Origin of the sequence: Streptomyces angustmyceticus (assembly GCF_040701845.1) — a bacterium.
Taxonomy (GTDB): Bacteria; Actinomycetota; Actinomycetes; order Streptomycetales; family Streptomycetaceae; genus Streptomyces; species Streptomyces angustmyceticus_A.
On sequence record NZ_JBFBHQ010000003.1, the window covers coordinates 601,841 to 614,679 of the forward strand.

8 protein-coding genes are annotated in these 12,839 nt (G+C 72.0%); 5 read left to right on the forward strand and 3 right to left on the reverse strand.

The window, feature by feature from the left end:
• The first annotated feature begins 20 nt into the window (after nt 1–20).
• Nucleotides 21–995, forward strand: coding sequence for a cation diffusion facilitator family transporter (locus AB0411_RS10105; protein ID WP_437041624.1), 975 nt, complete (start codon nt 21–23; stop codon nt 993–995).
• Nucleotides 996–1,508: 513 nt separating this feature from the next.
• Here AB0411_RS10105 and AB0411_RS10110 read toward each other — a convergent pair.
• Nucleotides 1,509–3,338 (reverse strand): S9 family peptidase, encoded by a 1,830-nt coding sequence (locus AB0411_RS10110; protein ID WP_366416941.1) that lies wholly within the window; start codon nt 3,336–3,338, stop codon nt 1,509–1,511.
• Nucleotides 3,339–3,590: 252 nt separating this feature from the next.
• Between AB0411_RS10110 and AB0411_RS10115 the strand changes: the two genes are divergently transcribed.
• Nucleotides 3,591–4,424 carry a class I SAM-dependent methyltransferase gene (locus AB0411_RS10115; protein ID WP_366416773.1) on the forward strand — a complete coding sequence of 278 codons (834 nt, stop codon included), beginning with the start codon at nt 3,591–3,593 and terminating at the stop codon, nt 4,422–4,424.
• Between the two features lie 179 nt (nt 4,425–4,603).
• On the forward strand, nt 4,604–5,695 hold the full coding sequence (locus AB0411_RS10120) for a hypothetical protein (protein WP_366416774.1): 1,092 nt from the start codon (nt 4,604–4,606) through the stop codon (nt 5,693–5,695).
• A 150-nt stretch (nt 5,696–5,845) separates the two neighbouring features.
• Here AB0411_RS10120 and AB0411_RS10125 read toward each other — a convergent pair whose 3' ends face one another.
• Nucleotides 5,846–7,138: a cytochrome P450 family protein gene (locus tag AB0411_RS10125; RefSeq protein ID WP_366416775.1), complete on the reverse strand. Its 1,293-nt coding sequence runs from the start codon at nt 7,136–7,138 to the stop codon at nt 5,846–5,848.
• A gap of 251 nt (nt 7,139–7,389) precedes the next feature.
• The gene (locus AB0411_RS10130) at nt 7,390–8,088 is read right to left on the reverse strand and encodes a TetR/AcrR family transcriptional regulator (RefSeq protein ID WP_366416776.1); all 699 of its coding nucleotides are present in this window, start codon (nt 8,086–8,088) and stop codon (nt 7,390–7,392) included.
• A gap of 815 nt (nt 8,089–8,903) precedes the next feature.
• Here AB0411_RS10130 and AB0411_RS10135 point away from each other — a divergent pair.
• Together AB0411_RS10135 and AB0411_RS10140 are read left to right on the forward strand one after the other, a co-directional pair.
• Nucleotides 8,904–11,000, forward strand: coding sequence for a bifunctional polysaccharide deacetylase/glycosyltransferase family 2 protein (locus AB0411_RS10135; protein ID WP_366416777.1), 2,097 nt, complete (start codon nt 8,904–8,906; stop codon nt 10,998–11,000).
• 479 nt (nt 11,001–11,479) lie between these two features.
• Complete coding sequence (locus AB0411_RS10140) at nt 11,480–12,721, forward strand: LCP family protein (RefSeq protein WP_437041627.1); 1,242 nt, start codon at nt 11,480–11,482, stop codon at nt 12,719–12,721.
• Nucleotides 12,722–12,839 lie beyond the last annotated feature (118 nt).

Here is a 12,839-nt window from a genome sequence, read left to right on the forward strand (position 1 = left end):
GTTCCGGCCGCCGGCGGCGGATCCGGCACCGGATCGCCCACCTCGTCACCCCGCACAGCCATGCCGCCATGGACAAGGTCGACACCGCGATGGAGACCTCCCGCGAGGGCCTGCGGACGCTCTGGCTCTCGCTCGGCATCCTCGGCCTGACCAGCGTGATCCAGCTGGTGGTCGTCGCGCTGTCGGGGTCGGTGGCGCTGCTCGGCGACACCATCCACAACGCCGCCGACGCGCTCACCGCCGTTCCGCTGGGCATCGCCTTCGTCCTCGGGCGACGGGCCGCGAACCGGCGTTACACCTACGGCTACGGCCGGGCCGAGGACCTCGCGGGGGTCGCCATCGTGCTGACCATCGCCGCCTCCTCGGCGCTGGCCGCCTACGAGGCCGTGGACCGTCTGCTGAACCCCCGGGACATCACCCACCTGTGGGCCGTGGCAGCGGCCGCCGTGGTCGGGTTCCTCGGCAACGAGTGGGTGGCCCGCTACCGCATCCGCACCGGCCGCAAGATCGGCTCGGCCGCGCTGGTGGCCGACGGTCTGCACGCCCGTACCGACGGCTTCACCTCGCTTGCCGTCCTCCTCGGCGCGGGCGGCGCGGCGCTCGGGTGGCGGGCGGCCGACCCGCTCATCGGGCTGGTGATCACCGCCGCGATCCTCATGGTGCTGCGCGACGCCGCCAGGGAGGTCTACCGGCGGCTGATGGACTGCGTCGACCCCGCACTCATCGACGCCGCCGAGACGGCACTACGGGCGGTGGACGGTGTCCGCGGCGTCGGGCAGGTCCGCATGCGCTGGATCGGCCACACCTTGCGCGCCGAGGCCGACATCGTCGTCGACTCGCGCCTGACCGTGGTGCGGGCCCATGCCCTCGCCGTCGCCGCGGAGCACGCCCTGATCCACGCCGTCCCCCGGCTCACCGCCGCAACCGTCCACACCGACCACACCAGCAACGGCACGGACCCCCATGCGGTGCTGGCCCATCACACTCCCGCCTGACCGGGCCCCGCCCCGCCCCCGCCCCCTCCCACCCCACCACCCACCTCCGGCCGGTCATCAGAGGCCGCCACGACGGGTGCCGTGCACGGACACCCAACAGGCGTCGTGCTCGGACGTCGTGCTCAGGCGTCGTGCTCAGGCGTCGTGCTCAGCCGTCGTGCTCAGACGCCGAGTACAGACGTCGTGCTCAGGTGCCGTGCACACGTCGCGCTCAGGTGCCGGGCACAGACGTCGTGCTCAGCGCCGCGCACAGGTGCCGCGCCGCGCACAGGTGCCGCGCACAGACGTCGGCTGCCACGCTGGGCTTCCCCGGCTTCGGCCGGGGAAGCACCCCCGCCCGAAGCCCGGGCCGGACCCCGCCCGAAGCCCGGGCCGGACCCCGCCCGAAGCCCGGGCCGGACCCCGCCCAAAGCCGGGGCCGGACCTCGCCCGAAGCCGGGGCCGGGCTCCCCGCCGAAGCCGGGAAGAACCCCCGGCGGGGCGCCCCGGCCGGGTGGGTCCTCCTCTCCGCCTCTACCTCTTCTCGCTCACATACCGCTGTGCGAAATCGAGCTCCAGGCGGACCTGCTTGATGCGCTCCTCCACGACCAGGGAGCCGTGGCCGGCGTCGTAGCGGTAGACCTCGTGCGGATGGTTGCGGCTCTCCAGGCGCTGGACGTAGTTCTCCACCTGCTGGATCGGGCAGCGCGGGTCGTTGACGCCGGCGGAGATGTACACCGGTGCGCGTACCGCGTCCACGTACGTCAGCGGGGACGACGCCTCGAAGCGGTCCGGGACCTCCTCGGGGGTGCCGCCCAGCAGGGTCCGGTCCATCGCCTTGAGGGCTTCCATCTCGTCGTTGTACGCCGTGACGTAGTCCGCGACCGGGACCGCCGCCAGGCCCACCGCCCAGGCCTCCGGCTGGGTGCCGAGGCCCAGCAGGGTCAGATAGCCGCCCCATGAGCCGCCCGACAGCACCAGCCGCTCCGGGTCGGCCAGGCCGGAGGAGACCGCCCACTCGCGCACCGCGGCGATGTCCTCCAGCTCGATCAGCCCGACGCGGTGCTTGAGCGCATCGGTCCAGGCGCGGCCGTAGCCGGTCGAGCCGCGGTAATTGACGCGTACGACCGCGAAGCCGTGATCCACCCAGGCCGCGGGGGACGAGGCGAAGGCGTCGCTGTCGTGCCAGGTCGGGCCGCCGTGGATGTCGAAGACCGTCGGGAAGGGGCCCTCACCGGCCGGCTGCTGCACCAGCGCATGGATACGGCCGCCGGGGCCCTCCACCCACACGTCCCGCACGGGCACCGACCCGGGCGCCTTCATACCGGGCGGGTCCAGGACGACCTCGCCGTTCGTCGACCGCACCTCCGGGGGCTGGGCCGCCGACGACCACAGGAACTCGACCGTGCCGTCCGGCCGCGCCGTCGCGCCCGAGACCGTGCCCGCCGGGGTCTCGACCCGCGTCAGCCGGGGCCGGCCGCTCGCGGCAGCCGCATCCTGGGCACCGGCCGGAGCCCCGGTGCCGCCCGGCTCACCCAGTTCGTAGCGCCACAGCTCGCTGCGTGCCTGGTACTCGTGCTCCACCAGCAGCGCCGAGCCGTCGGGATACCAGTCGGCACCCACGTCTCCGGGCAGGTCTATGTCCAGAGCCGTCTCGGTTCCGGTCAGCGGGTTCCAGATCATCGGCTCCCAGCGGCCCCGCCGCTGGTGCCCCACCAGCAGCCGGGCGTCCCCGTCCACCGGCGCGAAACCCATCACCGACAGGCCCAGCTCCTCGGTCCCGCCGTTGGTGTCGTCCAGCTCCGCGACGGTGGAGCCGTCGGGCCGTACGACACGGATCGCGGAGTGCATCGCGTCGCCGTGCTCGGTGTGCTCCAGGGCGATCAGCGAGCCGTCGTGCGAGAGGTCGCCGACGCCCGCCGACTCGCGGTGCCGGTAGATCTCCACCGGCTCCTGACCCGGCCGCACGACATGGACCGTCGAGCCCTCCTCGTCCGTGGAGCAGCCGACGACCGCCGTCCCGTCCCGGCCGATCGCCAGGCCGCCCCCATAGGAGGGGGCGATCCCCGGGGTGGCCGGCTCGTCCGGGCCGCCGGCGAACGGCTGCCGCATCCAGACGCCGAACTCGTCCCCGTCGGTGTCCGAGAACCACCAGATCCACTCGCCGTCCGGCGACAGCGTCCCGTCCGTCGTGCCGTTCGGCCGGTCCGTGGCCTGCCGCTGAGCGCCGGTCGCCCGGTCCCAGGCGTACAGCTCGAAGGTGCCGGTGGCGTTCGAGACGAACAGGGAACGGTCCGGGGCGTCCTCCGCCCAGTCCGGCAGCCCGATCCGCGGCGCACGGAAGCGCTTCTCCCAGTCCGGCATCGCGGCTTCCGCGCTGCCGGAGCCCGCCGAGCCCGCCGAGGCGCCCAGATCCTCCCGCGCCCCGCCCGTCACCGCTATCGGATCGGCCGAGGCCGTCCCCGCCCCGGGTGCGGGATGCCAATCGGTGGTCGAAGGGTGCGGAGCGGTGGAGTGGCCTGGGCCTGCGGTCGTCTCGTCAGTCATGGGCCCATTCTGCGCCCGGCGCCGGAAATCCGTTGGCGAGGGCCGTCAGGCTGTGGATAACTTCGCCGAATGCGACAACACACCGCCCCCGACGACTGGCGTCGCACCAATCGCTCGATGTGGGACGAACGCGTCGCCCTCCACACCGCGAGCGACTTTTACGACCAGGAGGGGTTCCGCCGGGCACGCGACGTGCTGCGGGACTTCGAGACGGCGGAGGTGGGGGATGTCACCGGCCGGTCCCTCCTCCACCTCCAGTGCCACTTCGGCCAGGACACCCTCTCCTGGGCCCATCGCGGAGCGGCCCGCGTCGTCGGCCTGGACTTCTCCGAGCCCGCCATCGACACCGCCCGCGAGCTGGCCGCCGAACTCGGCTACACCCCGGACCGTGCCGCGTTCGTCGCCGCCGACGTCTATGACGCCGCCGAAGCCGTCCCCGACAGCGCGTACGACATCGTCTACACCGGCATCGGCGCCCTGAACTGGCTCCCGGACCTGCAGCGCTGGGCCGACACCGCCGCCTGTCTCGTCGCCCCCGGCGGCTTCCTCTACCTCGCCGAATTCCACCCGCTGTGCGACGCCCTGGACGACGAGACCGGATCGCGCATCGTCCACGACTACTTCAGCCGGGACGCCTGGGTGGACGAAACCCCCGGCACCTACGCCGATTTCGGCGCCCCGACGGTCCACAACCGCAGCGTCGAATGGCAGCACCCGCTCGGCGATGTCGTCTCCGCCCTGGCCCGCACCGGCCTGCGCATCGACTTCCTGCACGAGCACGACATGACGATGTTCCGGCGCTTCACCGCACTGCGCCGCGACGACGACGGCTACCACCGGTTCCCCGGCGACCGTCCCCGCATCCCCCTCATGTATTCGCTGAAGGCGAGCCGCGGTCGCTGAGGACGGCGCGGGCACCCGCCCGGCCCCGCGCTGCACCCACCCCGGCCCCGCCGTGCCCCCACCCCAGGCACCGCCCGGCCCCCGCAATCCGACCGCCCCTCACGGCGGCTAACCTGTCGCACCGGCCGCACGGTGGGCAGCGCGCCGGCCTGCGGCACAGATCAACGGGGGTAATTTTCGTGCGCGTTCCCATACGGATGGCCGGTGCCGCGGGCGTCGGCGCGCTGATGCTGCTGGCCGCCGGGTGTGCCGGCGGGCCAGGGGCAGGAGCGGCGAAGCCGGGGGCCTCGGAGGCCGTCACGCCCGCCGAAGCGCTGCCGATGAAGGCCACGCCCCGCCCGGCCACCTGGACCGGCTCCGACCACCAGGCGCACCGGCTGCGGATCACGCCCACGCGGCTGGCCCGCGGCTCGGACTCCGACCTGGCGCACATCCAGCTGGACGACGACCTCAAGGGGATGGTGCCGTACTACCTCACCTTCTCCTACACCAACACCGGCAAGGCCCCGGTGAAAAACGCCTCCCCGGAGCGGAACTTCTCCGTCAACGGGGCCGCCGGGCAGGCCGCCGAGCAGGTCTCGCTGTTCCGGAGCAACCCGATGGCCACCGGCTCGGGCCTGCCGCCCGAGTGCCGCGAGAGCGGAAGGGCCGAGCTGGCGCCCGGTGCCACGGCGGCGCTCTGCCGGATCTTCATGCTGCCGAAGGACGACCGGCCGGCGACCGTCTCGTACCAGGACGACGGCGGTGAGACCCTCCTCTGGCAGGTCGGCGGCGGCAAGGGCGGCGCGTCCGCCGGGGTACTGCCCGCCGGCGAGCCCGCCGACGGCGTCACCACGGACAGCCGCGGCCGCCCCGTATCGCTGCGCATCACCCCCGAGAGCGTGCGCACCGGCTCCCTCGCCGACTTGAGCCGCTTCGACCTGGACGCGGACGAGAAGAAGCTGATCCCGTATTACGTGACGGTGCGGTACCGCAACAGTGGCAAGTACGACCTGCTGCCGAGCATGAGCGACGGGGTGACGCTGCGGACGGTGGGCGGCCGGACCGTGAAGAAGCTGACGCTGATCGACATCGGCGGCCCCGGGGTCGGCCGGTGCCCCGAAGCGGTCCCCCACGCGATGGTGAAGCCCCACGGCGCCGTGACCGAGTGCTCCATCCACCTGCTGCCCAAGGGAGACGCCCCGGCTGCCGTCATCTTCCAGGGCGACGCCGAGGGGGACGGTGGCACACCGGTCGTCTGGCAGGCGCCGGCGCAGGGCGGACGCAAGTAGCCGACGGCGAGGGAGCCTCGGGCCGGCCCGAGGCGGCGTCCCCCCCGTTCCTCCGGCCTGGCCAGGCCAGGCCACCCCCGCCCGAACTCCGCCGAGGCCCGGCGGCAGGTCACCGGCACGACCTGCCGGTGACCTGCCGCCGGACTGCGGTCACCCCAACCGCACCGGCAGCGCGTTCAGCCGCCAGTTGCCCGGCAACGGCGTCCGTTCCAGACGTTCCGGTGCGATGCCCAGCGACAGGTCCGGGTAGTGCGTGAGCAGTTTGCCGAAGGCGACTTCGCCTTCCTGTTTGGCGAGGGTGGCGCCCAGGCAGTAGTGGGCTCCGTGGCCGAAACCCACATGGTTCTCGGCGTGCCCCGCGGGGTGCCGGGTCAGATCGAGGCGGTCGGGGTCGGTGTAGTGGCGGGGATCGAAGTTCGCCGACACCAGGATGAGTTGGACGGCGTCCCCGCGGCGTATCCGGGTGCCGGCGAGGTCGACATCGGTGGTGGCGTAGCGCAGCTGGGTCATCTGCACCGGCCCGCACCAGCGCATCAGCTCGTGGACGGCGCGGGGCAGCAGGGCCGGATCGTCCTTGAGCAGGCGCAGCTGGTCGGGGTGGGTGAGCAGCGCCGCCGTGCCGTTGCTGATGAGATGGGCGGTGGTCTCGTGACCGGCGAGGACGAGCGTGAGGATCATGGTGACCATCTCGACGTCGCTGAGCCGGCCGCCGTCGTCGTCATGGGTGCGGATCAGTTCGCTGAGCAGGTCGTCGGTGAGCGCCCCGCGCCGTTCCCGGACCAACTGGTGGATGTGCTCGATCATCGCCGGGAACGAGGCCCCGAGCCGTTCCGGATCCAGCGAGATGAGGTCGGCGCCCCACTCCCGCCACTGCGGACGGTCCGCTTCGGATATGCCGACCAGTTCGCAGATGACGGTGATCGGCAGGGGGTAGGCGAAGTGCTGGATGAGGTCGACGACGCCGTCCTCGGCGTGCTCGGGCAGCCGGGCCAGCAGCGCGTCGGCGATCTGCTCGACCCGCGGCCGCAGGTCGGTGATCTTGCGGGCCGTGAAGGCCCGCGACACCAGACGCCGCAGCCGGGTGTGATCTGGGGCGTCGTAGTTGAGGATCGATCCGAGCAGGTAGCCGCGGAGGTGCTCGGGAAGGCCCAGCATCTCCATCAGCCTGGTCAGCGGGTTGTCCTCGGGCGGGCAGTTCAGGGCCGGCGAGGACGGGTTGTTCACGAACCGCTGGTCGCGCAGGACTTGGCGGACCTCCTCGAACCGCGTCACCAGCCAGACGGGCGAGTCGTCCATGAACCGGCCCCGTAGGACCGGGCCCTGCTCACGCAGCGCGCCGTAGCCGGTGAACGGGTCGGTGATCAGTTCCGGGTCCATCACATTGGGCTCGCCCGGGTGCTTCCCGACGTGCGCAGCGAGCGGAGAGGTGGTTAATTCCGACATCGTTCGTTCTCCTCCGGGTTGGGAGTCGGTCTGAGAATCGGTTCGGGAGTCGGGGAGGGGGGCGACGGGGCGGGCGGGGCCTGGAACCGGCGCCGCCATGCGGCGTATCGGCGCCGGCCGCCGCCCTGCGACGTGGATCGGGTCGGCCGGGTCAGGCGGATCGGTTGGTCGAGCCGGGTCGGCCGCCGTATCAGGAGGTGGGATCACCGGGCCGGCGGCTCACCCGGCCACAACCCACCGGCCCAGGAGCCTCAATCACGTACCTGGCGCCGGATCTCGTGCAGGGTGAGCTCGCTGAACTGCTCGTAGAGCGCGATGACCTCGGGCGCCGCCCGGGCCGCGGCCCTCGCGGTGGCCTCCTCGCCGGGGGAGGTCTCCAGGGCGCTGTGGACCGTGTGGGCGAGGATGTCGGCGCGCACCTCCGGGGCGACCGGGGCGCGGCCGTCGAGCAGGGCCTCGCCCGTGAAGAAGCCGGTGGCCATGGCCATCAGGGCGTACTGCTGGTGGTGCACATCGAGGTCGTCGCGCACCAGGCCGTGTTCGCGCAGCACTCCGAGATGGCGGCGCAGCATCCGGTCGCCCTCGCCGATCAGCTCGGTGAGTTCCCGCTTCGCGGTGTCGTTGAGCCGGCCGAGGACATCGGCGTCGTCGGTGTACATGGCCCGCAGCACCGGCTGGCCCAGGAAGTCGCAGAACAGTCCGCGCAGCATCCTGCTCGGCAGGATCTCCGGCGGGTCGGCCCGCATCCGGACCAACTGCCGTTGGTGGCTCTGGAACTGGACCTGCAGGACGACCGCCAGGAACAGGGCGTCCTTGGTCTTCCAGTGGAGGTAGACCGTGCCCTTGCCGACCTTGGCGCGCCGGGCGATCTCATCGATCGTCACCCGGTCGTAGCCCCAGGCGAGGAGCAGCTCCCCGGCCACTTCGAGGATGCGTGCACGACGCTCCACCCGGTCCACGGTCAGTCCCCCTCTGACTCCGTGACCAGATTTCATATCTGGTCACGGAGTCAACGCTAGATCCGCCGGAACGGTGGGATAAGGGCTATTCCGGCCAGGAGTCGGCGGGGGCGGACCTTCGTGCGGGTGCCGGGGTGAGTCGGTGTCAGGTGTTAGAACACTCTCAAAACGGGGTGGCATGGCGCCGCGGGGCGAAGCGCGCCATGTCACGCCAGGTGCGCCCGAGACCGCCTGTGACCTGGTCATATGCGTGCGGAGCGCCAGGGTGGGGGTGGCGGGGCGGGGCCTTGTCAAGGTGACGAGAGATGTTCGAAGTTCTCCACTGCTGAGGGTGACTGGTGAGTACACTCGCCGACCATGTGTGAGGCCCGCCGGAACACAAAACGGCAGAATATACCCGTTTCTCAGCCATGTGCCGACGCTTCGGTCGCGCAGGGAAACGCTGTGCGGAACCCGGCCGCCGCTGACGGATGCGCTCCCCTGCGGGCGTTCGCCGCCGGCGACGGGCGGGTTCCGAACGGGCGGGTGGCCGTGACGGGCAGAGCGGCCAAGGTCTCGGCCGCCGACGGCCTTGCGCCGTCTTCCCCCTATGTCACGGCCGCCGCCCCGACGGAAGCCGCCGGCACCCGCAGCGCTCGCACTTCCCCCACATCCCCCACCCCCACACCCTCCATGACCCCCACATTTGGCATAACCCCCCATACCCCTACATTCCCCCACACCCCCACACTCCTCCACACCCGCACCACCGCGTCCCTCTCGAGACACCGCACCCCGGCCGCGCCCGAGACCGTCACGGGCGCGACATGAGGGGCCGGGCCAAACGGCGCAGGCACGCCCAGTCCCGTGACCCGCGCGGCCATTGGCTGCTGCTGAGCGTTTTACTGCCCCTGGCGTTCGGCGCCCTGCTCTTCGAGGGCTGGACCACCCACGAGGTCGATGCCGCCAAGATCCGCAGCGACTGCACCCAGCCCGTTCCGCGGGCGGTGGAGAAGGGTGGCCCGGTGGTGGACCTTCGTGGCGGCACCGTGCGGACCGCCGGGATGCCCGCCCGTACGGTGGCGCTCACCTACGACGGCGGACCCGACCCGGTGTGGACGCCGCGGCTGCTCGACCTGCTCCACAAGCACCATGTCCACGCCACCTTCTTCCTGTACGGCGCCAAGGCCGCCCAACACCCGGACCTGGTACGGAGGATCAGGGACGAGGGTCATGAGATCGGCTCGAACACCTACACCGGTGCGGTCATGGGCGAGGCCTCGCCCCTCCGTGCCCGGATGGAGCTCTCGCTCACCCAGAAGGCGCTGGCCGGCACGGCGGGCATCCACACCAGGCTGCTGCGGCTGCCGCAGACCACCGCGTCGGACACCATGTGCGGCCCGGAGTGGAAGGCCGCCAAGAAGGCCGGCGCGGAGGGCTACACCCTGGTCGCCGCCGACCGGTGGTACCGCAAGCCGTCGCAGGGCCTGATCCGGCAGTTCAGCCAGAACGACACCGCCTACAAGGACACCGAGCGGCTGCTCGCCAACCGGAACGTCGACAAGTTCACGACGGTGACGGCCGGGGCCGGGCTGGCCCCGGCCGAGAAACCGGTCGACGGCACCGAACGAGCGCTGGGCACGGCCCTGGTCTGGGTCAAGGTCGCCGGCTACACCTTCGTGCACGGCATGACCTGGGTGCTGGGCATCGCCGGCGCCCTGGGCGTGCTGCGGCTGGCCTCCCTCGTCGTCTTCGCCCGGACGCACGTCCGGCGGCTGACCCGCTTCCGGCCGGGCTCCCCCTGGCTGCGGGAGGTCATCGACCCGGTGACGGTGCTCGTCCCCGCCTTCAACGAAGAGGCGGGCATCGAGTCCACCGTCCGTTCGCTGCTCGCCTCCACCGACGTGCAGCTGCAGATCATCGTGATCGACGACGGGTCGACGGACGACACGGCGGACATCGCCGTCCGGATCGGCGATCCCCGCGTGGAGGTGGTCCGCCAGTACAACGCGGGCAAGGCGGCAGCGCTCAACACCGGCCTGGCCCATGCGCGGTACGACATCGTGGTCATGGTCGACGCCGACACGGTCTTCGAGCCGGATGCCGTCTACCGGCTGATCCAGCCGCTCGCCCACCCGGCGGTGGGTGCGGTCAGCGGCAACACCAAGGTCGGCAACCGCAGCCGGCTGCTGGGTCAGTGGCAGCACCTGGAGTACGTCTTCGGGTTCAACCTCGACCGGCGGATGTTCGAGGTGCTGGAGTGCATGCCGACGGTCCCCGGCGCCATCGGGGCCTTCCGCCGGGACGCGCTGATGGGCGTCGGCGGCGTCAGCGAGGACACCCTCGCCGAGGACACCGACCTCACCATGGCCCTGTGGCAGGCGGGCTGGCGGGTGGTCTACGAGGAGTCCGCGATCGCCTGGACCGAGGTGCCCACCTCGCTGCGGCAGTTGTGGCGGCAGCGCTACCGCTGGTGCTACGGGACGATCCAGGCGATGTGGAAGCACCGCCGGGCCGTCATCGAAGTGGGCCCGTCGGGGCGGTTCGGACGGCGCGGGCTGAGCTACCTCGCGCTCTTCCAGGTCGCCCTGCCGCTGCTCGCTCCGGTCGTCGACGTCTTCGCGCTGTACGCGGCGCTGTTCCGCGGCCCGGTGCTCGCGGCCACCGTCTGGATCGGCTTCCTCGGACTCCAACTGGCCTGTTGTGCCTATGCGTTGAAGCTCGACCGGGAGCCGGTGAAGTCGCTGTGGGCGATGCCGCTCCAGCTCTTCGTCTACCGGCAGCTGATGTATCTGGTGGTCATCCAGTCCGTGGCGGCCTTCCTGCTCGGCACCCGCCTGAAGTGGCAGCGCATGCACCGCTCCGGCACCGCGGCCCAGCAGATCGGCCAACCGGTCGCGTACCAGAGCCTGACGCCGAGATGACCCCGTAACGGGCCCTGCGGGGCGTCCGCACGGCCGTGTGCCGTGCGGACGCCCCGGGGCACCGGCCACCGGCCGCCGGCCCGATCTCGCACCTGCCCGTTCACTTGTGCGGATCTGGGCACCCTTAGGTGAAGAGAACATGACATTGGAGGCTTCCGCGCATGACCGATTGGCTGGACGGGCCGCCCGATACCCGGTGGGGCGGCGAAACGGAGGCGACATACCCCGGCCCCGGGCAGGTGTGGCCCCCGGAGGAGCACCCGCCCCAGATGTATCCGCCCCAGGGACCCTCGCCGCAGGCGTACGCGCCCCAGGGGTCCGAGTCGCAGATGTACCCGCCGCAGGCGTATCCGCCCCAGGGGCCCGAGTCCCAGATGTACCCGCCGCAGGCGTATCCGCCCCAGGGGCCCGAGTCCCAGATGTACCCGCCGCAGGCGTATCCGCCCCAAGAGCCTGCGACCCCGACGTACCCGTCCCAGATGCCGCCGCCCCAGGGGCCTCCGCCTCAGATGCAGTGGCCCCGGATGGATGACCCGGCAGGGTCCATGAACCGTCCGCTGCCCGACGTCGTGGCGCCCGTGCCCGCACCGGTGCCCCCGGTCCGGGCCGACGCCCCCGGAGGGAACGACGGGCGGGCGCTCCGCCCCGGGCGCATGGGCCCCGGCGGCGGGCGCATGGGCCCCGAAGGCGGGCGTACGGGCCGCGGCCGGCGCGCCGCCCGCTCCTCCCCGCGCCGCCGCCGGATCAGGCGGACGGCGATCCTGCTGGCGACCGTCCTGCTCAGCGGCTCCCTCGGCAGCTACGTCTGGGCCGACACCCAGCTCAACCGCGAGGTCGACCTGAGCAAGATCGCGGACCGGATGCCGGAGGGCAAGGGGACCAACTACCTGATCGTGGGCTCCGACAGCCGGGTGGGCCTGTCCGAGCAGGCCAGGAAGGATCTGCACACCGGTGGTTCGGCCGACGCGGGCCGCCGCACCGACTCGATGATCCTGCTGCACACCGGCGCCCACGGCACCACGATGGTGAGCCTGCCGCGCGACTCGTGGGTGACCATCCCGCCGTACATCCGCCCCGACACCGGCAAGCACTACCCCGCGGCGAAGAACAAGCTCAACGCGGCGTTCTCGTTCGGCGGCCCCGATCTGCTCGTGCGGACCATCGAGCAGAACACGGGCCTGCACGTCGACCACTACACGGAGATCGGGTTCGCCGGCTTCGTGGGCATCGTCAACGCCATCGGCGGCGTCCCCATCTGCCTGGACAAGGCCGTCAAGGACAAGAAGTCGGGCGCGAACCTCACGAAGGGCTGCCACACCCTCGACGGCCGCATGGCGTTGGCCTTCGTCCGCCAGCGCCACCAGGAGGCCCAGGGCGACCTCGGCCGGAGCCAGAACCAGCAGAAGTTCCTGGCCGCCCTCGCCCGCAAGGCAGCCGAGCCCGACACCCTGCTCGACCCGGCCAAGGTCTACCCGACCATGAGCGCGGGCCTCGGCACGCTCATCGTGGACGAGGACACCGGCCTGACCAACCTCACCTCGCTGTTCAAGGCGATGAAGGGCGTCACGGCGGGCGACGGCAAGCGGCTCAACGTCCCCGTGTCGAACCTCAACCTCCGCACCCCCAAGGGCAGCGCCGTGCAGTGGAACGAGGCGAAGGCCAAGGAGCTCTTCAACGAGCTGAACGACGACCGGCCGGTGACGGTCGGGGAGAAGGGCTGACCCGCCGCGCACGGGCCTACGGCCGATCAGCCTCCCGGGCCACCCCACGCCCGGGGAGCTGAACGACCGGGGGCCCGTGCGCTCCGGGCACCGCTGGGCGACCCGCCGTTCCCGCCGG

What these genes read in the sequence shown, in the direction of transcription:
- AB0411_RS10110 (WP_366416941.1), bottom strand. Translation starts at nt 3,338, where the DNA reads ATGCCGGACTGGGAGAAGCGCTTCCGTGCGCCGCGGATCGGGCTGCCG.
- AB0411_RS10115 (WP_366416773.1), top strand. Translation starts at nt 3,591, where the DNA reads ATGCGACAACACACCGCCCCCGACGACTGGCGTCGCACCAATCGCTCG.
- AB0411_RS10125 (WP_366416775.1), bottom strand. Translation starts at nt 7,138, where the DNA reads ATGTCGGAATTAACCACCTCTCCGCTCGCTGCGCACGTCGGGAAGCAC.
- AB0411_RS10135 (WP_366416777.1), top strand. Translation starts at nt 8,904, where the DNA reads ATGAGGGGCCGGGCCAAACGGCGCAGGCACGCCCAGTCCCGTGACCCG.
- AB0411_RS10140 (WP_437041627.1), top strand. Translation starts at nt 11,480, where the DNA reads ATGCCGCCGCCCCAGGGGCCTCCGCCTCAGATGCAGTGGCCCCGGATG.